Source organism: Microbacterium sp. NPDC060132 (assembly GCF_042729675.1).
GTDB lineage: Bacteria > Actinomycetota > Actinomycetes > Actinomycetales > Microbacteriaceae > Microbacterium > Microbacterium sufflavum.
Window position 1 is genome coordinate 3,140,776 of record NZ_JBHWXU010000001.1, and the last position, 24,662, is coordinate 3,165,437.

A 24,662-nucleotide genomic window follows, 5' to 3' on the forward strand; every position below is an offset into this window, starting at 1 on the left:
TGACGTGGCCGTACTTCCGATTCGCATCATGGGCGATCCCGTCCTCCACTCCCCCGCATCCCCCGTCGAGCAGATCACCGAGGAGGTGCGCACGCTCGTCTCCGACATGTTCGAGACGATGGACGCCGCTCCCGGCGTCGGGCTGGCCGCCCCGCAGGTCGGGGTGCCGTTGCGTATCTACACGTACAACTACGTCGACGACGAGGACCGCCCCTGGCGAGGCGTGCTGATCAATCCCGTGCTATGGATGACGCCCCCCGAGCCGGGCGCACCCGACCCCGATCTCGAGGCGGAGGGATGCCTGTCGTTCCCCGGCGAGCGGTTCCCGCTCCGCCGGTCCGATCGCGTGCGCGTGACGGCGATCGACCTCGACGGCGCGCCGGTGACACTCGAAGTGGATGGGTGGCGTGCTCGCATCATGCAGCACGAGTTCGACCACCTCGACGGAGTGCTCTACATCGATCGACTGTCGGACGCCGACTGGAAGACCACGCAGAAGATCGCCCGCAAGCGCGGATGGGGTCGCCCCGGTGTGAGCTGGCTGCCCGGGGTGGACGACCTCGAGGGCTGAACGCTTTCAGCCCACGCACAGCATCCGTCGAGTTGCGTCACAGACTTCGGGCACTATAGCGTGTTCGCGGCGGGGATATATCAGCATGCCCCGCACCACGCTTTGGAGGGGAAACATGATGAAGATGCGCACTCGTCGCGCGCTCGTGCTCGCAGGATCGATCGCGGCGGCCTCGCTCGCCCTGAGCGGCTGCAGCGCGATCAACAGCATCCTGGGCAGCGGCTCCGGTGACGCGAACCGCGACGAGGAGACCGGCCAGGTGACGGAGAGCGCCAACATCGACGTCTTCTCCGTGAAGCTCGGCGACTGCATGCTCGAGACCGGCTCGGGGATGCTCACCGACGCGAACGTCGTGCCGTGCACCGAGCCGCACGACGAAGAGGTCTTTCACGAGATCACGATGGACGACGGCGACTACTCGGAAGACGCCATCGGCGCCGCGTCCGAGGGGTGCATCGGCGACGCGTTCACCTCGTTCGTCGGTATCGGCTACCAGGAGTCGGCCCTCGACGTGACCACGCTCACGCCGAGCCAGGACTCGTGGGAGCAGGCGAACGACCGCGTGATCCAGTGCCTGATCGTCGACCCGGCCGGGCAGGTCGAGGGCTCCCTGGCCGGCGCCGCGCGCTGACGGTCAGTCCACCACCGCATCGGCGGCCGGGAGCGATCCGCTCCCGGCCGCCTTCTGCGTCGAGCCGCCTCCGGCGCGGTGACGGAGCATGCCGACAACACTGACGAGCACCGCGATCGCGAGCGAGATCGTGATCTGCCAGAGGGTGTCCGGCTGGAGGAACATCGCCAGGCACAGAGCGACGATCACCGCCACGACGACGTAGCTGAGCACCGGAAAGCCCCACATGCGCAGGGGCACCTGCACACCTCGGCGCATCGCCGCCCGCCGCAGCCGGATCTGCGACACGGCGATCACGAGCCAGACGACGAGGGCGATCGCCCCCGACGAGTTCAGCAGGAACAGGAAGACCGTGTCGGGATACAGGTAGTTCAGCCCGACCGTGATGAACCCCACGACCGTCGCGGCCAGCACGGCGTACCGGGGCGAGCCGTTCCGCGCCGTGCGGCCGAGCAGCGCGGGGGCGTCGCCCCGCCGAGCCAGCGAGTAGAGCATGCGGCTCGCCGTGTAGAGGCCCGAGTTCAGGCACGAGAGCACCGCCACCAGCACCACGACGTCCATGATCACCGCCGCCACCGGGATGCCGATCGCGTCGAGAACCGCGACGAACGGGCTCTTCGCGATCGAGGCGTCGTTCCAGGGCAGCAACAGCACGATCAGGGAGATCGACCCGACGTAGAAGACGATGATCCGCCACACCACGGAATTGACCGCCTTGCGGACGGCCACGGTGGGGTTGGTCGATTCCCCGGCGGCGATCGTCGCGATCTCCGAGCCGAAGTACGAGAACACCACGACGAGGATGCTCGAGAACGCGGCGAGCACGCCGTTCGGGAAGAACCCGCCGTGGGCCACGAGATTGTCGAGCCCCGGTGGGGGGAACCCGGGGAACGCGCCGAGCGCCGCCAGCACCCCGATCACGAGGAACGCGGCGATCGCGACGACCTTGACCCCGGCGAACCAGAACTCGAACTCGCCGTACGACGCGACGGACGCCAGGTTCGTGAGGGTGAGCACCACCATGAGCGCCAGAGCGAATCCCCACTGCGGGACTCCGGGCATCCACCGGTGGAGGATCAACGCGCCGGCGGTCGCCTCGACGCCGAGGACCACGATCCAGAACCACGCGTAGAGCCAGCCGATGCTGAAGCCCGCCCATCGACCGATCGCGCGGTCCGCGTACGTGGAGAAGGAGCCGCTGTCGGGGTTCATCACCGACATCTCCCCCAGCATGCGCATCACCAGCACGACGATCACCCCGGCGGTCGCATAGGCGATGATCGCGGCGGGTCCTGCGGCGTGGATCACCGCCCCCGAACCCACGAACAGCCCGGCGCCGATGACGCCCGCGATCGCGATCATGGACATGTGGCGCGACTTGAGCCCTGAGCGCAGTTCGCGGGGGTCGGATGTCGTCATCGATCTCTCCTTCGACCGCGAACGAGGTCAGCGGTGCGACGAGAGTAACATTTTACTGTGAACAGACCGATACTCTGCAGAGTGGTCTCGTCCGCAAGGACACGCGTCTCGGGAGACGAGAAGAGCCCCCTCCGCGGAGGGGGCTCTTCTCGTTGGCTCCCCGGCTTGGACTCGAACCAAGAACCTGCCGGTTAACAGCCGGCTGCTCTGCCAATTGAGCTACCGAGGAATGTGCTCCGCTGTGCGGGCAACTCGACAAGCTTAGCAAACTCCGAAGGCCGTTCGTGACACCGACGGCCCTTCGGCGGACGCCGGGCGTGTCGCCATCAGCCGCGGGAATCGGTCTCCGCGTTGGGCACCCAGAGCAGGTCCTTCCCCACCCCTCTCGCCACCACGTGGCCGCCGCGCAGCATGAGCGTCTCGGCGTTGAGCTCGCGGATGAAATCGGCGTCGTTCGTCACCAGCAGCGCCGCCATGCCCTCCTCGGTGCGTCGCCGCGTGATCGCGTCGAACACCACCGGGCGCACCTCGAGGTCGAGGTTGGCCAGCACCTCGTCCGCGATCAGGACCCGGGGCTCGAGCACGAACGACCGGGCGATCGCGACGCGCTGCCGCATGCCCGCGCTCAACTCGTACGGGAACTTCGACGCCGTCCCCAGGGGCAGGTGCAGCTCGTCCAACAGCGTCGCGACACGGATCGACAGCGCCTTGGTGTTGACGCGGCGCTCGCGGATCAGGATCGGCTCGGCGATGACCTCGTTCACCGTGAGCCGCGGCGGCAGATCCGCGCCCGCACCCTGCGGCACGAATCCCGTGCGGTACGTGAGGATGCGGTGCTTGCGACCGGGACGGCGGATGTCGATGCCGCAGACCTGGGCGCTGCCGCCCACCACGCGCACGGAGGGGTCGGTGGACCCGGCGAGAGCGGCGACGAGCGTCGACTTCCCCGACCCCGTGGGTCCGGCGACGCAGATGAGCCCGCCGGGCGCCAGGGTGAACGTGACCCCGTCCACCGCGCGGTTCGGTGTGCCGTGACCGATGCGGTCGATCACCAGATCGGAGCACTCGATCGCGGACGTGGAGACGGGCCTGCGGGACATGTCTTCCATCCTGCCCGCTGCACCGCGCCCCGCCCCGTTACGACTCGGCCGAGAAGCGCTGACGCTCCACATCGATGTCACGGAGACGGACCCGCAGAGCCCGCCCGCCGTCGGAGTCCGCCGGGACGCGCTGCACCGCACCCAGGAGCTCCTGCTTCTCCCGCTCGAGCTGCCGCACCACCAGTCGCCGCGCGAGATCCGTCGCGGAGGCGACCGCCCCCGCCTCGTCGCGCGCCGGGAACGGCGTCATCAGCAGCTCGCCGCCGAGCGACCGGTACGGCTCCCGCACCGCATTGACCGCATCGGTCACCCACCCCGGTCTGCTGCGGTCGGGGGCCGCCGCGATCGCCTCGCGCACCGCGTCGAGCCCCGGCGTGCGGAACGGCTGCGACAGGGCACGGTCGAGCAGCACCGCGTCGATTTGGTGCCCGTACTGCAGCGCACCCATGAGGGCGTCGCGCTCCACGGCCACATCGGCGGTGCGGGGCAGGCTCGCCAGCGTGACCGCGGCCACCGCGGGACCACCCGAGGTGGCGTCGGGGGTCGAGGTCTCGCGCCTCGGCGCACCGGTCGCCGCGCCCCGAGCCGCCCGCTCGACCTCGCCGTGCACCTCGGTCGGGTCCATGCCCAGACGGCGTGCCAGTACACGCTCGTACCCCGGGCGCAGCAGACGGTCCCGGATCTCCGCCACGATCGGCGCCGCGGCCCGGAGCGCGCCCACGCGGCCCTCCACGGTCGAGAGGTCGAAGCCGGCGAGCTTGCGGTCGATCGCGAACTCGAACATCGGCTGCTTGGCGTCCATGAGCCCGCGCACGGCCGCATCGCCGCGCTGCAGGCGGAGGTCGCACGGGTCGAGCCCGTCCGGAGCCACGGCCACGAAGGTCTGCGCGTTGAAGCGGTCGTCCTCCGTGAACGCCCGCAGCGCGGCCTTCTGCCCCGCCTCGTCGCCGTCGAACGTGAACACGACCTCGCCGGAGGCGTTGTCGTCGCCCATGACACGGCGCAGCACCTTGATGTGCTCGGTGCCGAACGCCGTTCCACACGTCGCGATCGCGGTCGTGAGACCAGCGAGGTGGCACGCCATCACGTCGGTGTAGCCCTCGACGACAACGACGCGCCGGGGGTCGCCGCGGGCGATGTCGCGCTTGGCGAGGTCGAGCCCGTACAGCACCTGCGCCTTCTTGTAGATCGGGGTCTCGGGGGTGTTCAGGTACTTGGGGCCCTGGTCGTCGTCGAAGAGCTTGCGCGCGCCGAACCCGATCGTCTGTCCCGACACGTCGCGGATCGGCCACACCAGTCGCCCGCGGAACCGGTCGTACACGCCGCGCTGCCCGGTCGACACGAGTCCCGCGGCGCTGAGCTCGTCGCGCGTGAAGCCCTGCGCCGACAGCGCTTTGAGCATCCCGTCCCACCCGCGCGGCGCGAAGCCCACCCCGAAGTGCGCGGCTGCTCCGGCGTCGAAGCCCCGCTCGCCGAGGAACCGACGCGCGGCTTCGGCGTCGGGGGTCAGCAGCTGGGCGCGGAAGAACTCCGCCGCCGCCGTGTTCGCCGCGTACAGGCGGCTGCGGCCACTGGTCTCCGGGGCCGCTCCCCCGTCTTCGTAGTGCAGGGTGTAGCCGATGCGGCCCGCCAAGCGCTCGACCGCCTCCGTGAAGCTCACGTGGTCCATCGCCCGGAGGAACGAATACACGTCGCCCGACTCCCCGCAACCGAAGCAGTGGTAGTAGCCGACCTGCTGGCGGACGTGGAAGCTCGGGCTCTTCTCGTCGTGGAACGGGCACAGCCCCTTGAGGGATCCGACCCCCGCCGACTTCAGCGCCACGCGCTCGCCCACGATGTCGGCGATGTTCGTGCGGGCCTTCACCTCGTCGACGTCGGCCTGCCGGATCCGCGGCATCAGTGCGCCCCTTCGGCGACGGGACGCCGCGTGACGGGGGTGCGCGTGCCGGGTCTCGCGTGACGCGGGGTCCAGATGCCGACCTCCGCCGGGTCGATCTCCCCGACGAGCCGGTTGTGCCAGTCCACCGCGCTCTGGTCGGTCAGGCTCGCGATCTGATCCACCACGACCCTCGCCCGCTCCGCGTCGCTCTCGGCGGCGACGAAGTCGGCGGCGAACGCGGGCTCCAGCACGTCGGCCCCGGCCGACCACAGCGCATCGGTCGACCACAGCGCGTCGGCGAGGCGCTTGAGCACCCGCCGCTGCTCCTTGTACACGCCCTTTCGTGCGTCGATCGTGACGATGGCCTGACCCATGATGCCCTTGAGCACGGCGATCTCGACCTCGATCACGCGCGGCACGATGACGTGCGCGTTGTACCGGACCAGCGGTGCCGTGCCGTAGGCCTCGCGCGTCGCGGACACGGCCGCACGGGCGAAGCGCCCGATCAGGTCGCTGGTGAGGTTCTTCAGCCGAGCGAGCGACTGCCGCGAGCGGTCGAACGACGCGAGCCACATCGGCTGCGATGCCAGACGGTAGAGGGCGTCGGCGAGCTCGTCGCGCGTGAAGTCGTAGCCCACCCACTGCTGGATGCGGCTGAGCAGCGCCTCATGGGCCGCGGGGTCGGCGAGCTGCGCCACGTCGACGTAGCCGTTGACGATCGCATCCTCGAAGTCGTGCACCGAGTAGGCGATGTCGTCGGAGAGATCCATGATCTCGGCTTCGATGCACCGCAGGCGGCCGGGCGCCCCCTCGCGCATCCAGCGGAACACCGCCTCGTCCTCCGGGTACACACCGAACTTGAGCCGGCCGCCCGGGTCGGGCACGGGGCTGTCCACCGTCCAGGGGTACTTGCAGGTCGCGTCGAGGCTGGCCCTGGTCAGGTTCAAGCCGACCGAGTGCTCGTCTGCGTCGAGCACCTTGGCCTCGAGGCGCGTGAGGATGCGCAGCGACTGCGCATTGCCCTCGAAGCCGCCGATCGGCTCCGCCCACTCGTTCAGCGCCCGCTCGCCGTTGTGACCGAACGGCGGGTGGCCGAGGTCGTGGCTCAGGCAGGCGGTGTCGACCACGTCGGCGGAGACGCCGAGCGCCGCGGCGAGCTCGCGACCCACCTGCGCCACCTCGAGCGAATGCGTCAGGCGGTTGCGAGCGAAGTCGGCCGTGCTCGCCGGGCTGAGCACCTGCGTCTTGGCGGCGAGACGGCGCAGCGCGGCCGAGTGGAGCACGCGGGCCCTGTCGCGCGCGAAGTCGTCGCGCTCGGAGCGGTGCGTCTCGGCGAAGAAGCGCTCGGCGTCGCGCGGGTGGTAGTCGTCGGCGCGACCGCCGACCGAGGGGTCATCCGCCACTGTTCTCGATCTCCGCTCCACGCATCATCTCCGAGGCGCTGGAGGCCAGCTCGCGCGACTCCAGCCACTTCTCCGGCAGCGCCGTCTTCTTCGGGTGGCCGGCGCGCCCGCGCTGCCCCTCGGCGTCGGCTCCAGGGTACGGTGCCGACCGGTCGAGGCGACCCAGCAGCTCGTCGATCTCGGCGAGGCTCGACGCCGTCGCCAGGCCCGTGCGGATGTCGCCGCCGACGGGGTAGCCCTTGAAGTACCACGACACGTGCTTGCGCACGTCGCGGCACCCGCGGTCCTCGTCCTCGAAGAACTCCACCAGCAGTTCGGCGTGACGGCGGAACGCATCCGACACGAAGCCGAGAGTGGCGTCGACCGTCTTGCCCTCGCCACCGAACGCGTTGGCCAGCTCGCCGAACAGCCACGGCCGCCCGAGGCAGCCGCGACCGACCACCACACCGTCGCAGTCGGTCTCGGCCATCATGCGCACGGCATCGTCGGCCGACCAGATGTCACCGTTGCCGAGCACCGGGATGCTCGTGACGGCCTGCTTGAGCTCGCCGATCGCGTTCCAGTCCGCGTGGCCGGAGTAGAACTCGCTCGCGGTGCGGGCGTGCAGCGCCACCGCGGCCGCCCCGGCGTCCTCCGCCGCGCGCCCGGCGTCGAGGAACGTGAGGTGATCGCGGTCGATGCCCTTGCGCATCTTGACCGTGAGCGGGATGTCGCCGGCGGCCTTCACGGCCTGATCCACGATGTCGGCGAACAGCTTCGACTTCCAGGGCAGAGCCGCCCCGCCGCCCTTGCGCGTGACCTTGGGCACCGGGCAGCCGAAGTTCAGGTCGATGTGGTCGGCGTGGTCCTCCGCCACGATGATGCGCACGGCTTCCGCGATCGTCTTCGGATCGACGCCGTAGAGCTGGATGGACCGCGGCGTCTCGGACTCGTGATGACGGATCAGCCGCATCGTGGTCTCGTTGCGCTCGACCAGCGCGCGCGACGTGATCATCTCGCTCACGTACAGCCCCGCGCCGTACTCCCGGCACAGTCGCCGGAAGGCCGTGTTGGTGATGCCCGCCATGGGTGCGAGCACGACCGGCACGTCGAGGTCGATCGGGCCGATGCGGAGGGGGCGGGCGGGGGCGGTGGCGACAGTCATGGCACGTCCATTCTCCCAGACCCGGAGCCCCTGCGGATGCGGCGACCTAAGCTGTGCATATGACCGATTCCGCGCTCCGTTCGATCCCGTTCACCGACGCTCAGGGTCAGGAGAAGACCCTCGACGATCTCGGTGCCGACGTGGTGATGGTGGTGAACGTGGCGTCCAAGTGCGGGCTCACCCCGCAGTACGAGCAGCTGGAGGAGCTGCAGCGCCGTTTCGGCGACCGCGGCTTCACGGTCGTCGGCTTCCCGTGCAACCAGTTCTTCGGTCAGGAGCCGGGCTCGGTCGACGAGATCCTCGAGTTCTGCTCCACCACGTACGGCGTGACCTTCCCGGTCAACGACAAGGTCAAGGTCAACGGCAGGAACGCGTCCGAGCTGTACAAGGCGCTCAAGGAGACCCCTGACGCGGGCGGCAAGGCCGGACGGGTGGAGTGGAACTTCGAGAAGTTCCTGGTGCTGCCCGACGGAGAGGTGCTGCGCTTCCGCCCGAAGCAGAAGCCGGACTCCCCCGAGATCGTCGAGGCGATCGAGGCCGCACTCCCCCGCTGACCCGGGGCCGCGCTCGTTCACCCCCGCGTCACCCGGAACGGGCTGCTCGCGGCCCTCGAACGGCCGCGGTGTTCACGCGCTCGTCAGACCCTCGCCATCCGGCGCCCCTAGTCTCCCCTGCGGCCACACCCGCCGCAGATGAAGGAGACACCGCATGCCCGACCGACTGCCGATCAGCCGGCGAACCGTCCTCACCGCCGGAGCGCTCGGCGCCCTCGGCTCCGCCCTGCCCCTCGGCACCACGACCGCCGCCGCCGCCGCCGCCGCCGACACGACCGTGGCCGCCTCGACAGCGAAGGCCGCGCGTGGACTGCGGTTCCGCGCCGACGGGACCTTCACGGTCGTGCAGTTCAACGACACGCAGGACGACGAGCAGACCGACCGCCGCACCGTCGAGCTGATCGAGAAGGTGCTCGACCAGGAGCAGCCCGACCTCGTGGTGATCAACGGCGACGTGATCACGGGCGGATGCGAGACCCGTCTCGCCGTGAAGCAGGCGATCAACAACGTCGTGTGGCCGATGGAGTCCCGCGGCATCCCGTGGGCGGTGACCTACGGCAACCACGACGAGGACTCGCTCCCGCAGTCGGGCGTGGACGAGGCGGGGATGCTGAAGATCTACCGCTCGTACGAGTACAACGTGAACGCGGAGAACACGCGCGGCGTGACCGGCACCAGCAACACGCTGCTGACCATCGGCTCGTCGGCGAAGAAGAACCGGGAGGCGTTCGCGCTCTGGCTGCTGGACTCCGGCCGCTACGCCCCGGACGCCCTCGCCGGACAGGACTTCGCCGGCTACCCGACCTGGGACTGGGTGCGCATGGACCAGGTCGCCTGGTATCGCGAGCAGTCGCAGCGGCTCGAGCAGCGCGCCGGCCGCAAGGTCCCCGCCCTCATGTTCCTCCACATCGCGCTCTGGGAGCACCGGTTCATGTGGTGGGGCGGCGTGGACACCCGCACGGAGGCCGACGCCGCCCGCGGCCGCGCGCGCCACGGCATCGTCGGAGAGCGCAACGAGGACGAGTGCCCCGGGCCCTTCAACTCGGGCATGTTCAACGCGATCGTCGAGCGCGGCGACGTGAAGGGCGTGTTCGTCGGCCACGACCACGTCAACGACTACATGGGCGACTACTACGGCGTGCTGCTCGGCTACGCGCCGGGAACCGGCTTCGGTGCGTACGGCCTCGACGGAGCGGAGCGCAACCGCCTCCGCGGCGGGCGTGTGTTCGAGCTGACCGAGAGCGGCGATCAGGTGAGCATCGCCTCGCGGGTCGTCTATGCGAAGGACCTCGGCATCGATCTCACCGCCGACGACCAGCCCATGGAACCCCTGCCGCTGGCACCTCGCCAGCAGCGCGTCTGACGCGAACGAGAGAACGGCGGGGGCCCGCGATCGGGTCCCCGCCGTTCTGATCCTCTCGGCCGGCGGCGGTCAGGCCTCGACGGCCTCGCCGCGCTGCGCCCACAGGTCGCGGAGCACGTTCTCGAACGCTGCCGGCGGCTGCGCACCGCTGATGCCGTACTGGCCGTCGACCACGAAGAACGGCACGCCCTGGATGCCGTACGCCCGGGCCTGCGCCTGATCCTGACGCACGTCGGGCAGATACTGCTCGCTCTCGAGCGCGGCGCGGGCCTTGTCGGCGTCGAGGCCGACCTCGGCCGCCAGCGCTACCAGGTCGTCGATGCGACCCACGTGCTTGCCCTCGGTGAAGTACGCGGACATCAGCCGCTCCTCCATCTCGTGCTGAAGCCCCTCGGCCTTCGCGAAGTGCAGCAGCTCGTGCGCCTTCACGGTGTTGGTGTGCTGCAGCAGGTCGAAGCGGTACTCGAGCCCCGCGTCCGCGGCCACGCCGGTGACGTGCGACAGCATCTGCTCGACCTGCTCGCGCGGCACGCCCTTGTGCCCGGCGAGGAAGTCGACCTCGTCGCCGTGGAAGTCGACGGGCGTGTCGGGCGAGAGCTCGAACGAGTGGAACGTGACGGTGACCCGGGGGGCGTCCTCGTCGGCGGAGACCGCCTCCAGACCCTTCTCGAGATTGCGCTTGCCGATGTAGCACCACGGGCAGGCGATGTCGGACCAGATGTCGATGGAGATGGGTTCAGTCACACCTTCTTCCAACCGCATGCACTCCCGGGGTATTCCGTGCTCGGTAGGATGCTCGGATGCTCTCCGCCGACGACCCGCTCCCTCATCGGCCGGAGCGCGTGCTCGTGGCGGGCGTCACGGGCTCGGGCAAGACCACCCTCGCGCGTCGCCTCGGCGAGCTGTGGGGGCTCCGCCACGTCGAGATCGACGCGCTGTTCCACGGGCCGGGCTGGACTCCGCGCCCGGAGTTCCTCGACGACGTGCGCGCCTACGCCGCGGAGGAGCGCTGGGTGACCGAGTGGCAGTACACGAGCAAGGGCACGGACGCGTTCCTGACGCCGCGCGCCCAGCTCGCACTGTGGCTCGACTACCCGTACCCGGTGGTGCGGGGACGGCTGCTGCGGCGGACGCTGGCCCGCGGCATCCTACGGAGGGAACTCTGGAACGGAAACCGCGAGAAGGGGCCGTGGAACCTGCTCAACCGCGACCCCGAGCAGAACATCCTCGCGTGGCAGACGAAGACGCTGCACACCTGGAGCGAGCGGATGCCGGGCTACGTCGAGCGCTTCCCGCACCTCATCGTCGTGCGGCTGACGCACCCGCGCGAGACGGAGCGCTGGCTGCGTGCTCAGGCCGAGGCGTCCGGGGTGTCGATCGCGCCGCCGAAGCGCCGGTCGCGCGACAGGTAGACGCCGATCGCGCGCCACAGCTCCTCGCGCGAGAAGTCGGGCCACAGCGTGTCGAGGAACACCATCTCGGCGTAGGCCGACTCCCACAGCAGGAAGTTCGACGTGCGCTGCTCGCCCGAGCTGCGCAGGAACAGGTCGACATCGGGCATGTCGGGCACGTAGAGGTGACGCCGGACGGTCTTCTCGGTGATCGCGTTGGGCTTGAGCCGCCCGGATGCGACGTCGGCGGCCATCGCCCGCATCGCGTCGACCAGCTCCACGCGGCCGCCGTAGTTCACGCACATCGTGAGCGTGAGCACGTCGTTGCCGCGGGTGAGCTGCTCGGCGTACTGCAGCTCCTTGATGACGCTGCCCCACAGGCGCGGCTTGCGCCCGGCCCACCGCACCCGCACGCCCCACTCGTTGAGCTGGTCGCGGCGGCGGTGCAGCACGTCGCGGTTGTAGCCCATCAGGAAGCGCACCTCCTCGGGCGAACGGGCCCAGTTCTCGGTGGAGAAGGCGTAGACCGAGAGGTGTTTCACCCCGGCCTGGATCGCGCCGGCGACCACGTCGAGCAGCACCTCCTCCCCCGCCTTGTGCCCCTCGATGCGGCTGAGGCCGCGGCGGTTCGCCCAGCGGCCGTTGCCGTCCATCACGATCGCGACGTGCTCGGGCACCGCGGGGAACGGCGGCGGATACACCCCGGTCCAGTCGAGCGGCCGGTAGGCGACGGCGTCCTTGTGCGTGTAGGGCTTCGGGCTCACCGTGCTCCTTCTCCCGGGGTGGTGGTGACGTGCGCGAGAGAGCGGATGCCGCGCTCCAGGTGCCACTGGGCATAGGCCGCCACCAGGCCGGAGGCGGCAGCGGTGTCGGCGTGGGGCGCCGCGTCGATGAGCTCCCAGTCGCCGCGGATGAGCGCGCGCAGCAGTGCCAGGGTCTTCTCGGCGATGCGCGGACTGCCCGCGGGGGCGTCGGCGTGGCACACGAGCCCGCCCAGCTGTGCGACGAACACGGTGTGCGGACCCGGGGCACCACAGCGGGCGCAGTCGTCGAGCGACGGCGCCCACCCCGACAGCGACATCACGCGCAGGAGGTAGGAGTCGAGGATGCTGCGCGGCACGTGCTCTCCGCGCGAGAGCGCACGCAGTCCGCCGACCAGCAGCAGGTACTGCTCCGGTGTGGCCTCCGCGTCGCTCAGCCGGTCGGCGGTCTCGACCATCGCGTTGGCCGCGGTGAAGCGGTCGTAGTGCGCCGCGATGTCGGTGCCGTACGCGCCGAGCGACTCCGCCTGCTGCACGATGTCGAGCGAGCGCCCCTCGTACAGCTGCACGTCGGCGACCATGAACGGTTCGAGCCGCGAGCCGAACTTCGACGACGTGCGCCGCACGCCCTTCGCGACCGCCCGCACCTTGCCGTGCCGGCGCGACAGCATCGTGACGATGCGATCCGCCTCGCCCAGCTTGTGGGTGCGCAGGATCACCGCTTCGTCTCGGTAGGTGGGCACCTTCCGATTATCCTCCGTGCGGGACAATGGACGGGTGACCGAACCGCTCTTCACCATTCCGCTGTGGGCGGACCTCCTCGGCGTCGGGCTCGGCGGGGTGCAGGGTGCCATGTTCGCCGCCGGATTCCAGGGGCAGCGGCGGCTCGACTGGCTCGGCGTCGCGATCATCGGGATCATGATCGGCATGGGCGGCGGTCTCATCCGCGACATCCTGCTCGGGCAGACGCCCGCGACCCTGCAGAACCAGTGGTACCTGGTGACCGCTGCCGGTGCCGCGCTCCTCGGCATGCTGCTCGCGGGACTGTTCACCCGCCTCAACACCGCGATCGTGGTGCTCGACGCCGTGGTGATCGGCATGTTCGGTGCCTTCGGCACGAGCAAGGCCCTCGCGTTCGGCATCCCCGAGGTGCCCGCCGTGTTCATCGGCGTCTGCGCCGCGGTCGGCGGGAGCGTGCTGCGCGACATGCTGATGGGCCTGCCGACGGCGATCATGCACGTCGGCTCGCTGTACGCGGTCGCGGCTGCGGCCGGATGCACGTTCATCGTGATCGCGAACGCGGTCGGCATGCCGATCACGCTGGCCGCGATCGTCGGCATCGTCGTGACGGCGGTCATCCGGATCCTGGCGGTCACGTTCGACGTGTCCCTGCCGGAGCAGCGCCGCCTCTACCGCCGCAAGGTCGCCGCGGAGACCGGGGCCATCGCGATCGTCAAGCCGAAGGACTGATCAGGGCGCCGCGTCTCGGGTCTCGATCAGACCGGCGAGCCCGTCGATGACGCGCGCGAGCCCGAATTCCCAGGCCGCGTCCGCATCGGATGGGCCGCCCATGGCCTCGCCAGCGGCCCGGCCCACGGCCTGCGCCAGGGGGTAGTCGTCGCCGAGGTAGCCCGCGAGCCGCGGAGCGGCGTCCGCCCAGATCGGCGCGAAGTCCTCCGCTTCCGCGGCGTCACGCAGGCGCGCGGCGGCGGACCGCGTGAACTCCCGCACGAACGTGAGGGCCGCGTCGCGCTCCACGTCGTCGAGGCCGAGCCCGTCGAAGGCGCGGAGCTCGCGATCGTACGTCGCGATGGTCCCGGGGCCGAGAGCGGCGCGCGGGTCGTGCACGTCGAGCAGCCAGGGGTGCGCGCGGTAGAGGGCGAGGTTGTGCGCGGCGACGAGGCGGACGCGGGCTCGCCACCCGTCGGCGTCGCCCGACGGTGCGCGCTGTCCGTGGACCGCGTCGGCCATCAGCACGAGCAGATCCGCCCGGCTGTTGACGTGCGTGTAGATCGACATCGGGGTGAGGCCCAATGCCTGGGCCAGAGCGCGGATGGTGACCGCGGCGAGGCCGTCGGCATCGGCCAGGTCGATCGCGCGCGTCACGACGTCGTCGGTGGAGTGGCGGGCTCGCGGTCCACGGCGCGACGAGGTCTCAGCGGCACTGTCACGCCACAGCAGATCGACCAGATTCTTCGCCATCGGGAATAGCCTAGCCGTCGGCGCACTTAACCCTGTACGTTGTACGTTGTTTAGAACAGGAGACCCATGAACATCACCCAGACCGCCCTCTCGCTCAACGTGCCCGACATCGCCGCCTCCGCGGCCTTCGCCACCACCCACTTCGGATTCACGGAGGCCATGTCCGCCGAGGGCTTCGTGTCGCTCGAGCACCCCGGTTCCCCGCCGAACCTGATCTTCCTGCAGACCGGGCTTCCCACGTTCCGCCCGGAGGAGATCGCTGGATCGGCAGGCCAGGGCACGCTGCTGGTGTTCGTCGTGGACGAGATCGACGCCGCCTTCGCCCGCATCGCCGCCGCCGGCGCCCGCGTCGTCACACCGCCGGAGACCGAGCCGTGGGGCGAGCGCTACTGCCAGTTCGCCGACCCCAACGGCCTCATCTGGCAGCTGGTGCAGTGGGTCTGACCACCCGCCGGAGCACGCGGAAGCGGCCGGGCCCTCGGACCCGGCCGCTTCCGTGGTGCGACCTCAGACCGCCGCGAGCTCCTGCTGGCGCGTGCGGATCGACCGGTTCACACCCGACACGATCGCCTTGAGCGACGCGGTCGAGATGTCGCCGTCGATGCCGACACCCCACAGACGCTGGTCCCCCACCTGCAGCTCGACGTAGGCCGCAGCCTGCGCGTCGCCGCCCGCACTGAGAGCGTGCTCGACGTAGTCGTACACCGTGATGTCGAAGCCCTGTCCGCGCAGCACCTCGACGAAGGCGGCCACCGGACCGTTGCCGTTGCCGGAGACCGCGACCTCCTGGTCGTCGTCGCGCAGCACCACGTCGAGCACCACGTCACCCGACATGTCGCTGCGCGTCTGCGTGGCCAGCAGCTCGAAGCGGCCCCACTTCGCCTCGGTGTCGGTCGCCGGCAGGTACTCGTCGGTGAAGATCGACCAGATCTGCTCGCTCGTCACCTCGCCGCCCTCGGCATCGGTCTTGGCCTGCACGACGCCGGAGAACTCGATCTGGAGCTTGCGGGGCAGATCGATCGCGTGGTCGGACTTCAGCAGGTAGGCGACGCCGCCCTTGCCCGACTGGGAGTTCACGCGGATGACGGCCTCGTACGAGCGGCCCAGGTCCTTCGGGTCGACGGGCAGGTAGGGCACGGCCCACTCGATCTCGTCGACCGTGACGCCCTGCGCCTCGGCCTTCGCCGCCATCGCCTCGAAGCCCTTCTTGATCGCGTCCTGGTGCGAGCCGCTGAACGCCGTGAACACGAGGTCGCCGGCCCACGGGCTGCGCTCCGGCACGGGCAGCTGGTTGCAGTACTCGACCGTGCGCTTGACCTGGTCGATGTCGCTGAAGTCGATCTGCGGGTCGATGCCCTGCGTGAACATGTTGATGCCCAGCGCCACCAGGTCGACGTTGCCCGTGCGCTCGCCGTTGCCGAACAGGCAGCCCTCGATGCGGTCGGCGCCGGCCATGTAGCCCAGCTCGGCGGCGGCGATCGCGGTGCCCCGGTCGTTGTGCGGGTGCAGCGACAGGATCACGTTCTCGCGGTGGGCCAGGTGGCGGCTCATCCACTCGATCGAGTCGGCGTAGATGTTCGGCGTGGCCATCTCGACCGTGGCGGGCAGGTTGATGATCACCTTGCGGTCGGGCGTCGGCTCGAAGATCTCGATGACCTGGTTGCACACGTCGACCGCGAACTCGAGCTCGGTGCCCGTGTAGCTCTCCGGCGAGTACTCGTAGTAGACCTGCGTGTCGGGGATCGTCTTCTCGAACTTCCGGCACAGGCGGGCGCCCTCGAGGGCGATGTCGATGATGCCCTGCTTGTCGGTGCGGAAGACCACCTCGCGCTGCAGCACGCTCGTGGAGTTGTAGAGGTGGACGATGGCCTGCTTCGCGCCGGCGATGGCCTCGTAGGTGCGGGCGATCAGGTGCTCGCGCGCCTGGGTCAGCACCTGGATCGTGACGTCGTCGGGGATCAGGTTCTCTTCGATGAGCTGGCGCACGAAGTCGAAGTCGGTCTGGCTGGCCGAGGGGAAGCCGACCTCGATCTCCTTGTACCCCATGCTCACGAGCAGCTCGAACATGACGCGCTTGCGCTCGGGGGACATCGGATCGATGAGGGCCTGGTTGCCGTCGCGGAGGTCGACCGCGCACCAGCGCGGGGCTTCGGTGATGCGGGCGTCGGGCCACGTGCGGTCGGGCAGGTGGACGGTGATCTGCTCGTGGAAGGGCCGGTACTTGTGGATCGGCATCGCGGACGGGCGCTGAGTGTTCTGCATGATGGGCTACTTCTCTTCGTCGGAATGGACGGGCCAACACAAGCGCCGCGACGAGGAAGGCCCTAGTGTCAGGACTCGTCGCGGCAGCTAAGAAGAAGCAGACCGCCGAAAGGCATGGCGCCATGCTAGCAGGGTCGGTGCGGCCGTTTCGACCGCGCTGAGACGATGAGCCGACGCGGGACACTGATGGACATGAGCCCTTCCTCGCGTCGCCTGCTCCTCGTCGCCGCCACCGTGACCGCAGCGGTCACCCTGAGCGGGTGCGCGGTCGGACCCCGTGCGACCCTCCCGCCGACCAGCACCACCGTGCCCTCCGACCAGCGGCTGGAAGACGCGCACCCCACGCCCCCGGAAGGTCGCGTGCTCGGAACGGGCACCGTGATCGACGGAACGGACGGCCCCACGCTCTGCCTCGGCGCGGTCATGGATTCGTCCCCTCCGCAGTGCGCCGGCGTGCCGCTCGACGACTGGACGTGGGACGGCGTCGACGGCAGTGTGAGCGCGCGTGACACGCGGTGGGGGTCGTACGCGGTGTACGGCACCTTCGACGGCGAGCGTCTGACCGTCACGGATCCGCCGATCCTCCTCGCCCTGTTCGACCCGGTGGCGCCGGAGGACCCGACAGGCGGGAAGACGGGCATCACCCCGGAGGGCGAGCTGACCCGGGTGCAGGAGGACATCGCGGCGCGGCTCGGACCCGGGGCGGTCTTCGTCGGCACCGACCGTGGGTACGTGTGGCTGCAGGTTTCGTGGGACGACGGGACGCTGCAGCGCGCGGCGGACGACGAGTACGGAGACGGCGTGGTGATCGTCGAGTCGCTGCTGCGCGAGGTCGACTAGTCCTCGGGGATCAGCGGTCCTCGGGGATCAGCGCGAGCTTGCCGCCGGCGTGACCGGTGGCGAGCAGCCGGTGCGCAGCCGGTGCCTCGGCGAGCGGGAACGTGCGGGCGACCGGGACCACGAGGTCGCGGTTCTGCGCGAGCGCGAGGAGTTCGCTGCGCACCTCATCGCGGAAGCGGGCGCTGTCGGGCATCGACCCTGCGATCGCCAGAAGCCCGTCGGCGGAGGCCCGCGCGAAGTTCGCGATCGTGACGATGCGGCGGTGATCGGCCACCAGGGCGAGGGACACGTCGATCGCCTCGTCGGTGCCCACGGCGTCGAGCGCCGCAGCGATCGGTCCGTCCGCCAGCTCGGTCACCCGGTCGGCGAGACCCGGGCCGTACGCGACCGGGATCCCCCCGAAGCGTCGTACCTCATCGAAGCGGTCCGGCGCGGCGGTGCCGATCACTCGTACCTCGCGCAGCCGCGCCTGCTGCAGCACGCTGACCCCCACCGCTCCCGACGCCCCGTGCAGCAGGATCGTCTCGCCCGGCGCCGTACCGGTTACCGCGAGCATCTCGGCCGCCGTCGTGCCGACGAGCAGGAGGTTCGCGGCCTCGGGGTGCGTGAGCGTCGTCGGCTTCGCGAACACCTTCGCGGCGGGCACCGTCACCTCGGACGCGTAACCGCCCTGCACGCGGAAGGCCACGACCTCGTCGCCGACCTCGGCCGCACCGGAGCCGATGCGAGTCGCGGGGCCGATGGCCGTGAGCTCGCCCGACACCTCGTACCCGATCGGCACCGGGAACTCGACCCCCGGACGAGCTGCCGCGACATGCTTCGCATCGGCCGGATTCGCCCCGGCCGCGCGGACGCGGATCGTGACCTCGCCCTCGCGCGGCGCCGCGGGCTCGTACTCCTCGAACTCCCACGACTCCGGAGACCCCGCCGCCGTCGCCACCCAGTGCTTCGCCATGACCCGCCCTTCGTCGATGCCTCCATCATGCTCCCGCCGGGACGGTCAGGCGCTGAGACGACGCGTTCCGATTCACGGCCTACTCGTGAGAGCTCGGCATGCCGCACGGATCGGTCGACACGGTCCCGTTCGCCCAGATCCACCCGTTCTCCGGCCAAGAATCGAGATCGGACGCACCCTCGCTCTCGAAGTCTGCACCGAAGCTCCCTTCGACCAGCTCCCCCTCGGCGTCCCGCGCCTCGTAGTCCACCGTCACGCCGATCTCCGAAAGCTCCGCCCCGGCGTACTCGTGACGCTCCACGACCCACTCCTCGGGGAGCCCGTCAGGTGTTACTTCCGCCCCAGGAGCAACAGGGAGGCGCCCCCTCGCATCGATCACCACCTCCGCGTCGTCGGCAGACACCGTCCCGTAGTACACACGCACGCGGACGACCTCGGCGCTGGGCGCACACCAGCTCAAGATCGGAGTTCCGCCACGCACCGCAAGCGAGAGTGGTTGGTCCTCTGGCACCCCGGGAAGAAACGCGCAGGCCGAGAGGACAAGCGAACTCGCGAGCACCACGGCCCCTACCGCCAGGGGTCGACAGAGGAATCGCTTCAGCATGAGTGGTTCTCCCTTCGCCCCGGCCGCGCGGACGCGGATCGTGACCTCGCCCTCGCGCGGCGCCGCGGGCTCGTACTCCTCGAACTCCCACGACTCCGGAGGCCCCGCCGCCGTCGCCATCCAGTGCTTCGCCATGACCCCGCCCTTCGTCGACGCCTCCGTAATGTCGTGCCCTCGCTCCGCCGTCACGGCGACTCCTTCGCGACGTCTCGGGCCAGGACGATGACGAGGAAGTCCACCGCGAAGAGGCCGGCGAGGAGAAGCAGCGTCAGACCCGGATAGGGCGGGAGCGGCCGCCAGAACAACAGAAGTGAATACAGAAGGGCCTGGATCACGGTGAAGATCGCGGAAACAGTCACGGCCGTTCTCGCCCCACTTCGCGAGCGAGCGATGAAGACCATCGGAATGCAGGTTGCAGAAGACAGCACGATGATCACCGCCAGTCCGAAACCGATGCGGTTCAGGATGTCCTCCGGAGAGGACAGCAACGGCCCGCCGCCGAACCACCCCAGCCACGTCACGAAGATCGACGCCATCTGGACCGCGGTCGTCCCTGCAATGGCGAGCAGAAACGGCATGGCACGTCTCATGCTCATTCCTCCTCTCCCCGCAGAACCGACTGATGGTCGGCGCTGGCGGACATCAAGCCTGACCTCCTGAACACGATCTTGCGGTCAGCGACCAAGAGCACGAAGAACCCGAGCGAGGCGATCACTCCCGCAGCTATCGGGAAACCGTTGGCCTGCGCGAGCAAGAACCAGGTGCACAGAGCCACCAGGAACCCCGAGATCACGGCGGCGAGAACTCTTCCCCACCATCGCGCACTCGTCCTGCGCGCAATGACTGCCGGTAGAGCTGCGATGAGAAGCACCACGAAGAACGCGATGCTCGATCTGAGCGCGTCCTCTCCTGCTTCGGCCCCTCCTCGCTTACGAAGCAATGGCGCGAGAAAGACGAGCCGGTAGAGGAACCCCAGGAAGAGCGCTAGACCGGCACAGACGAGCACCACCGCGATCGGGTACCGAAGACGCTGGACGCCACTCTCGTCCTTCACTTTGCACCGTCCTCCCCGATCACCGGCTCGAACCTGCCACGGTTCCCGCTCCGCACTCAGAATCCGCGCATTCCGACATCAACGGTCTCCCTCTTTTCTCTGCACACCATGCACAAGCGTGACCGCCACGATGCTGAGCGCACTTCCGGCTATCGATGCCACAGCGACGAAGGCAAGGACGACCGGAAAGGACCAGACGAACACGAAGCTGAGGAGGGAAAAGATCGTTGGTCCCACGGCGATCGATACCGGCCACAGGTGGGAGCGAGCACGTCGCGGAATCATCGCGAGTAGGCTCAACGCTGTCGGAAGGGTGAGTCCGAAAATCGCGCTCACGATGATCGAGCTCAGAACGTGTCCCGCGTTCCCATCAGCATGGATGGAACCCCCGGTGAAGGGGAACGAGTACAGGCCGTACATCAACCCCAAGACCGCTCCCACGATCGTGTTCGACGTCCCGACCGCAACGGCGCATGCGCGCCATCGCACCGAGTAGCTGGTGCCCAACGTGGTCGTCACGCCCTTCCTCCTCGCCTCCCCCATGCTCCCGAAGTCTTCATTCGCGAGCACTCGCCTTGCCGCACGGATCCTCCGAAACGGTCCCGTCCGAGGTAGGGCTCGACGCCATGCCCCAGACGCCCTGAGACTTCGGTGGCGTCGCGAAGACGGACATCACCCTGACCTCTTGAACACCGTTTCGGGGTCGGGATTCGAGTCGCGGTCAACGCCCGGCGCGAAGTACCACAGCTCGACCGAGCCCTGTGCGTCCTCGAAAGCGAACAGGGCAGGCATCGCGTTGCAGGGCGGATTCAGGCTGAACGCGATAGCGCTGGCGCCGTATCCCGCGGACCATTGGCCGGTCAGGGAAGGGAACGATGGACCGGTGTCTGGCGCGGCGTCACACCACATCGATGCCGGCCAGTCCTCCGCGCTCACCCCTCCGCCCTCATGCAGCTCGAACTCCGCCGTTCCGGACGTCGCCGTCCACACGCCGATCAGGTCGTCCTCGGACACCTCCACATCGGGCACGGCCCCACCTGAGCATCCGGCACACGCGACGACGGCGAGCCCCAGTACCGCAGCCGCGTGAAGCGGCCTCACCGCACGAGCTGAGCGCCACGAACGAGGCAGACGAAGGTTGAGCGGGGAGGCCACAGCGGCACGCTAGGGGCAGTCAAGCCGGTGGGTCTACATCCCCGGAGTGGAAATACTCGGCTGTAAGGTATTGCCGCCTCGTGCAATGCAGGAGTCCGACCGGCCTGTCTTCGCGTCGAGACACCGCCGCTCACTCGGCGCCCATGCCGCAGGGCTCGTCGCGCACCTCCCCGGAGTGATACACGTACGCACCCTCCACAAGTGAATCGATCGCGACGTTCTTGAACGACATCTCCGCGCGGTGGTCCGGCCCGGAAAGGATGACGTACACAGTGACAGGTCCGTCCAGACTCGACACCGGATACTCGCGGCTGCTGGTCACAGAGAAGTCAGGGAAGGTGTCGGGAAGGATCGGCTCACCGGAGGGCACAGCGACGGCCCGCCCCTCGTCGGCGGTCGCGGAGAAGAGCACCACCTCGTCCTCTGATCCCCACTCTTCGCGCACGGCCGTGGAGATGTAATCGATGGCCCACGCCTCATCGAGGCACTGCACCCACGCGAACCGGTCGTCGACGACTGTGAGGGCGACCGGCTCCAGGAAGACGGGTCGCGACGGCACGCATCCCGACAGGGCCGCGGCACCCATCAACCCCAGTGCGACCGCGGCGACCCGGATCACCGCCCTCTTCAGCATGACGAGTACCGTGCTTCGCGGGCGAGCCCGAGCGGGGGGGGAAGTCACAGCGGCACGCTAGGGGCAGTGAAGCCGGTGGGTCTACACCCCCGGAGCGGAAATACTCGGCCGTAAGGTATTGCCGGCTCGTGCAATGGACAGGGCCTCGACCCGCGGAGCACTCGCGATCGGCGACAGGCCGAGCTCGCTCTGCAGCTTCCGTCGCGCCCGGCTGAGGGTCGTCCAGACGGTTCCCTGGCTGCACCGCAGAAGCTCAGCGATCTCGCCGGCGGCCAACCGGTCCCAGTACGCGAGAATCACGATCCGACGCTCTCGCGGCGTCAGCACCGTGTCGATCGCTCGACGCACCGCGAGCGCGTCGAGCAGGTCGCCCTGCGGCGCCCGGTGCCCGGTGCGGACGGCGTCGATCGCTCTCGCATGGGCTCGCTCACTCCGGTCGCGATCCTTGAGCTTGTTGTCGCATGCCCGCAGCAACCACACCAATCCGAGCGGGCACGCCGGATCCAGCTTGCGCCAGGCGAGGAGGAACACGTCGGCGACCACCTCGGCCACCTCCGCGTCATCGTCGAGCGTGCACTCCACATGTCGTTGCACGGCGGCCCAGTGCTGGGCGTAGATCGCGGTGAACACGCGCTCGCGCTCGGCGGCACGCTCCTCCGCGCGACGACTCACGGGGCACCCCCGCCGGCACCGGACACCGGGCGCTCGACGCCCTCCTCCCCCGACACCAGCGCTCAGAGGTAGCAGCGGATGTTGTTCGCCGAGCCGTAGACGTTGGCGGAGCCGTTCGCGTACGCCGTCGCGAGCACGGTGCTGCCGTTGCGGGCCTGGGCGTAGCCGGAGGTGCGCGCGTTGGCGATCGACCGGGTCACGAAGGTCGAGGGGATCGCGATGCTGCCGCAGCTCCCCCAGCTGAGGATGCTGCCGGAGAGGTTGTACGCGGTGTACGCGCAGATGCGACCTGTGGAGCAGCTGCCCACGGACCGGGCGCTCAGCCCGGACGAGCCGGAAGCCGCCACGAACTCCATGTCGAGTTCCGGCCAGACGACGTGACCCGGCGCGACCAGCTCGCCGCCCGGAACCTCCTCGAGCAGCTGCGCCGCCTGCGGATCGACCGCATCCGGGTTCGCCGCCGCTGATGCCGCGGTGGGCACCCCGGTCAGCACCAGCACCAGGCCCACCAGGGCTGCCATCGTCGCGCGCGTACGCCTCATTCGATCATCTCCTCGTCGAGATCCCACATGCGGTAGTCCGTGATCGAGCCAGGGGCCACGATCCCGTCGTCCACGAGCACCGTGCGCTCCACGCCCACGATGCGCCCGCTGTCGAGCGACACCAGCACGTCGTCGCTGACGGCACCGTCCGCGGCGATCACCCGGATGCCGGCGACCGGACGACCGAGCCGGTCCGTCGTCGCGCCCAGCGCCTGCGCACCGCCCGAGTCCTCGATGAGCGCGAGCAGCTCGGCGTGCTGCGCGTTGGTCAGCGTCCACTGCCCGAAGACGGAGGTGACCGCCGTGACCACGTCGAACGCACTCGGCTCCTTCGGAAGCCCGAACGCCTCCAGCAGCGCCCGCACGTCGGCGGGCGTCTCTCCCGGCACAGCGACGACGGGGGTCACGAACTCGCCGGGTGCGTACGTGACGCGCGACGCCACCTCACCCGTGCTCACGACCTCGGCCTCCTGGTTGGCGACCGCGTCGCCCGGGTCGTAGGCGACACCATTGATCGCGATCGCCTCTCCCGAGAGGTCGTCGCTCCACTGGAACGTCGACAGCTGCGGCACGATCTCGGCCCGCCCGGCGTCGACGTCGACGGAGAACGACCACGATGCGGCGCGCACGGAGCGCTCAGGCGTCTCCGGCTCGTGGAACACGCCGAGGTCGGTGTCGGCGGTCGCCACGGTCTCGGCGAGTGAGGCGGATCCGTCGAACGCGAGCGGGGTGGGTGTGCCCGCAACGGCCGCGCCCTGCGGCAGCAGCACCCCGAACGCGAGAGCAGCCGACGCCGCGACGGCGGTGAGTCCCGCCGCCCACCCGACCCGGCGCGCCCGGCGACGCTGCGGCTCCCGGGAGCTGCGCAGGATGCGGTCGCGCGTCGCGATCGCCCGCGCGTCCGGTTCCGCGTCGCGCGGAGTCCGCGCCGGATCCGCAGCGGTGAGCGCTCGCTCGAGCAGGGCGTTGTCAGGCATCACGCGTATCCGTCCCCTCCAGGCCCAGCGCCGCGCGAAGCCGATCCTCCGCCAGACGCAACGTCTTCCGTACCCGTGACTCCGATGCGCGCACCAGCTCCGCGATCTCCCCCACCGTGAGTCCATCCCAATACGTGAGCATGATGATACGCCGTTGGGCCGGGCTGAGGGTACCCACCGCGTGCAGCACCTCGCTGCGGCCGACGAGCCCCAGCGGCTCGGGGTCGCCGGACAGTCCGTTGTGCAGCGCGTCGAGCGCCCTGAGCCGGGTCGTCCCCCGCCGACCGCGGGTGCGCAGACGACGGTCGGCCTCGCGCAGCAGCCACACCCGACCGGGCGGACGACTCGGTCGCAGACGCGACCACGCGGCCAGGAACACCTCTGACACGATCTCGGTGACCTCGTCGTCGTCACCGACCACGCCCTCGATGTGATGGCGCACCGCCGCCCAGTGCTCATCGAACACTCGTGTGAAGACCTCGTGCCGCAGCGTGTTCGGGTCCTTGCTGCGGCCGCTCATGACCGCGGGGTCGGCGGTCTGCCCGCCGC

General features: G+C 69.7%; 29 protein-coding genes and 1 tRNA gene. 9 read left to right on the plus strand and 21 right to left on the minus strand.

The window, feature by feature from the left end; all coding sequences use genetic code 11:
* Positions 1–4: 4 nt before the first annotated feature.
* Entirely contained in the window at positions 5–571 is a 567-nt protein-coding gene (def, locus tag ACFWCH_RS15185; RefSeq protein ID WP_136036925.1) for a peptide deformylase, read from the plus strand.
* A 118-nt stretch (positions 572–689) separates the two neighbouring features.
* Entirely contained in the window at positions 690–1,202 is a 513-nt protein-coding gene (locus ACFWCH_RS15190) for a septum formation family protein (RefSeq protein WP_206251150.1), read from the plus strand.
* 3 nt (positions 1,203–1,205) lie between these two features.
* Here the strand turns inward: ACFWCH_RS15190 and ACFWCH_RS15195 are convergent, their stop codons facing one another.
* From ACFWCH_RS15195 to dusB, 6 genes are all read right to left on the minus strand, one after another.
* Positions 1,206–2,621: an amino acid permease gene (locus ACFWCH_RS15195; RefSeq protein WP_378803748.1), complete on the minus strand. Its 1,416-nt coding sequence runs from the start codon at positions 2,619–2,621 to the stop codon at positions 1,206–1,208.
* A 153-nt stretch (positions 2,622–2,774) separates the two neighbouring features.
* Positions 2,775–2,850, minus strand: a tRNA-Asn gene (locus tag ACFWCH_RS15200).
* A 97-nt stretch (positions 2,851–2,947) separates the two neighbouring features.
* Positions 2,948–3,721: an ATP-binding cassette domain-containing protein gene (locus ACFWCH_RS15205; protein ID WP_136030137.1), complete on the minus strand. Its 774-nt coding sequence runs from the start codon at positions 3,719–3,721 to the stop codon at positions 2,948–2,950.
* Between the two features lie 37 nt (positions 3,722–3,758).
* The gene (gene dnaG, locus ACFWCH_RS15210; RefSeq protein ID WP_378803749.1) at positions 3,759–5,618 is read right to left on the minus strand and encodes a DNA primase; all 1,860 of its coding nucleotides are present in this window, start codon (positions 5,616–5,618) and stop codon (positions 3,759–3,761) included.
* Positions 5,618–7,003: a deoxyguanosinetriphosphate triphosphohydrolase gene (locus tag ACFWCH_RS15215; protein ID WP_378803750.1), complete on the minus strand. Its 1,386-nt coding sequence runs from the start codon at positions 7,001–7,003 to the stop codon at positions 5,618–5,620. Before ACFWCH_RS15215 ends, dnaG begins: the two co-directional genes overlap by 1 nt.
* The gene (gene dusB / locus ACFWCH_RS15220) at positions 6,993–8,147 is read right to left on the minus strand and encodes a tRNA dihydrouridine synthase DusB (protein WP_136030131.1); all 1,155 of its coding nucleotides are present in this window, start codon (positions 8,145–8,147) and stop codon (positions 6,993–6,995) included. Before dusB ends, ACFWCH_RS15215 begins: the two co-directional genes overlap by 11 nt.
* 59 nt (positions 8,148–8,206) lie before the next feature.
* Here dusB and ACFWCH_RS15225 point away from each other — a divergent pair, with 59 nt between their 5' ends.
* Positions 8,207–8,701, plus strand: a complete 495-nt coding sequence (locus ACFWCH_RS15225) for a glutathione peroxidase (protein WP_136036920.1) — start codon at positions 8,207–8,209, stop codon at positions 8,699–8,701.
* Positions 8,702–8,855: 154 nt separating this feature from the next.
* Positions 8,856–10,064, plus strand: coding sequence for a metallophosphoesterase family protein (locus ACFWCH_RS15230; RefSeq protein WP_378803751.1), 1,209 nt, complete (start codon positions 8,856–8,858; stop codon positions 10,062–10,064).
* Positions 10,065–10,133: 69 nt separating this feature from the next.
* On the opposite strand, the gene ACFWCH_RS15235 is transcribed toward ACFWCH_RS15230, so the two are convergent.
* Positions 10,134–10,808, minus strand: coding sequence for a DsbA family protein (locus ACFWCH_RS15235; RefSeq protein WP_378803752.1), 675 nt, complete (start codon positions 10,806–10,808; stop codon positions 10,134–10,136).
* Between the two features lie 56 nt (positions 10,809–10,864).
* Between ACFWCH_RS15235 and ACFWCH_RS15240 the strand changes: the two genes are divergently transcribed.
* Complete coding sequence (locus ACFWCH_RS15240; RefSeq protein ID WP_378803753.1) at positions 10,865–11,476, plus strand: AAA family ATPase; 612 nt, start codon at positions 10,865–10,867, stop codon at positions 11,474–11,476.
* Here the strand turns inward: ACFWCH_RS15240 and ACFWCH_RS15245 are convergent.
* Together ACFWCH_RS15245 and recO are read right to left on the minus strand one after the other, a co-directional pair.
* A complete protein-coding gene (locus tag ACFWCH_RS15245; protein ID WP_378803754.1) occupies positions 11,416–12,219 on the minus strand; it encodes an isoprenyl transferase in 804 nt (267 codons plus the stop codon). The genes ACFWCH_RS15240 and ACFWCH_RS15245 overlap by 61 nt on opposite strands.
* Positions 12,216–12,959: a DNA repair protein RecO gene (gene recO / locus ACFWCH_RS15250; protein WP_136030121.1), complete on the minus strand. Its 744-nt coding sequence runs from the start codon at positions 12,957–12,959 to the stop codon at positions 12,216–12,218. The genes ACFWCH_RS15245 and recO overlap by 4 nt, the downstream gene beginning before the upstream one ends.
* A 34-nt stretch (positions 12,960–12,993) precedes the next feature.
* Here recO and ACFWCH_RS15255 point away from each other — a divergent pair, with 34 nt between their 5' ends.
* Positions 12,994–13,686 (plus strand): trimeric intracellular cation channel family protein, encoded by a 693-nt coding sequence (locus tag ACFWCH_RS15255; protein ID WP_136030119.1) that lies wholly within the window; start codon positions 12,994–12,996, stop codon positions 13,684–13,686.
* Here ACFWCH_RS15255 and ACFWCH_RS15260 read toward each other — a convergent pair whose 3' ends face one another.
* Positions 13,687–14,418 (minus strand): TetR/AcrR family transcriptional regulator, encoded by a 732-nt coding sequence (locus ACFWCH_RS15260; RefSeq protein WP_378803755.1) that lies wholly within the window; start codon positions 14,416–14,418, stop codon positions 13,687–13,689.
* Positions 14,419–14,484: 66 nt separating this feature from the next.
* Here ACFWCH_RS15260 and ACFWCH_RS15265 point away from each other — a divergent pair, with 66 nt between their 5' ends.
* Complete coding sequence (locus tag ACFWCH_RS15265) at positions 14,485–14,862, plus strand: VOC family protein (protein ID WP_378803756.1); 378 nt, start codon at positions 14,485–14,487, stop codon at positions 14,860–14,862.
* A gap of 63 nt (positions 14,863–14,925) precedes the next feature.
* On the opposite strand, the gene leuA is transcribed toward ACFWCH_RS15265, so the two are convergent.
* On the minus strand, positions 14,926–16,680 hold the full coding sequence (gene leuA, locus ACFWCH_RS15270) for a 2-isopropylmalate synthase (protein ID WP_136036915.1): 1,755 nt from the start codon (positions 16,678–16,680) through the stop codon (positions 14,926–14,928).
* A gap of 192 nt (positions 16,681–16,872) precedes the next feature.
* Here leuA and ACFWCH_RS15275 point away from each other — a divergent pair, with 192 nt between their 5' ends.
* Positions 16,873–17,520, plus strand: coding sequence for a hypothetical protein (locus ACFWCH_RS15275; protein WP_378803757.1), 648 nt, complete (start codon positions 16,873–16,875; stop codon positions 17,518–17,520).
* Positions 17,521–17,530: 10 nt separating this feature from the next.
* Here ACFWCH_RS15275 and ACFWCH_RS15280 read toward each other — a convergent pair whose 3' ends face one another.
* The 4 genes from ACFWCH_RS15280 to ACFWCH_RS15295 form a co-directional block, all read right to left on the minus strand.
* Positions 17,531–18,475: a zinc-binding alcohol dehydrogenase family protein gene (locus ACFWCH_RS15280; protein ID WP_378803758.1), complete on the minus strand. Its 945-nt coding sequence runs from the start codon at positions 18,473–18,475 to the stop codon at positions 17,531–17,533.
* Between the two features lie 79 nt (positions 18,476–18,554).
* A complete protein-coding gene (locus tag ACFWCH_RS15285) occupies positions 18,555–19,214 on the minus strand; it encodes a hypothetical protein (protein WP_378803759.1) in 660 nt (219 codons plus the stop codon).
* A 50-nt stretch (positions 19,215–19,264) separates the two neighbouring features.
* Positions 19,265–19,657: a hypothetical protein gene (locus ACFWCH_RS15290; protein WP_136030581.1), complete on the minus strand. Its 393-nt coding sequence runs from the start codon at positions 19,655–19,657 to the stop codon at positions 19,265–19,267.
* A 14-nt stretch (positions 19,658–19,671) separates the two neighbouring features.
* Positions 19,672–20,133, minus strand: coding sequence for a hypothetical protein (locus ACFWCH_RS15295; protein WP_378803760.1), 462 nt, complete (start codon positions 20,131–20,133; stop codon positions 19,672–19,674).
* 118 nt (positions 20,134–20,251) lie between these two features.
* Between ACFWCH_RS15295 and ACFWCH_RS15300 the strand changes: the two genes are divergently transcribed.
* Entirely contained in the window at positions 20,252–20,629 is a 378-nt protein-coding gene (locus ACFWCH_RS15300; RefSeq protein WP_378803761.1) for a hypothetical protein, read from the plus strand.
* Between the two features lie 176 nt (positions 20,630–20,805).
* On the opposite strand, the gene ACFWCH_RS15305 is transcribed toward ACFWCH_RS15300, so the two are convergent.
* The 6 genes from ACFWCH_RS15305 to ACFWCH_RS15330 all read right to left on the minus strand — a co-directional run bounded on the left by ACFWCH_RS15305 (position 20,806) and on the right by ACFWCH_RS15330 (position 24,633).
* Positions 20,806–21,162, minus strand: coding sequence for a hypothetical protein (locus ACFWCH_RS15305; protein ID WP_136030572.1), 357 nt, complete (start codon positions 21,160–21,162; stop codon positions 20,806–20,808).
* Between the two features lie 256 nt (positions 21,163–21,418).
* A complete protein-coding gene (locus tag ACFWCH_RS15310; RefSeq protein WP_378803762.1) occupies positions 21,419–21,907 on the minus strand; it encodes a hypothetical protein in 489 nt (162 codons plus the stop codon).
* 96 nt (positions 21,908–22,003) lie between these two features.
* A complete protein-coding gene (locus tag ACFWCH_RS15315; protein WP_136044294.1) occupies positions 22,004–22,594 on the minus strand; it encodes an RNA polymerase sigma factor in 591 nt (196 codons plus the stop codon).
* Between the two features lie 62 nt (positions 22,595–22,656).
* On the minus strand, positions 22,657–23,136 hold the full coding sequence (locus ACFWCH_RS15320; protein ID WP_240744535.1) for a hypothetical protein: 480 nt from the start codon (positions 23,134–23,136) through the stop codon (positions 22,657–22,659).
* Positions 23,133–24,113, minus strand: a complete 981-nt coding sequence (locus ACFWCH_RS15325; protein WP_136030565.1) for a hypothetical protein — start codon at positions 24,111–24,113, stop codon at positions 23,133–23,135. The genes ACFWCH_RS15320 and ACFWCH_RS15325 overlap by 4 nt, the downstream gene beginning before the upstream one ends.
* The gene (locus ACFWCH_RS15330; protein ID WP_378803763.1) at positions 24,106–24,633 is read right to left on the minus strand and encodes an RNA polymerase sigma factor; all 528 of its coding nucleotides are present in this window, start codon (positions 24,631–24,633) and stop codon (positions 24,106–24,108) included. Before ACFWCH_RS15330 ends, ACFWCH_RS15325 begins: the two co-directional genes overlap by 8 nt.
* Positions 24,634–24,662: the final 29 nt, after the last annotated feature.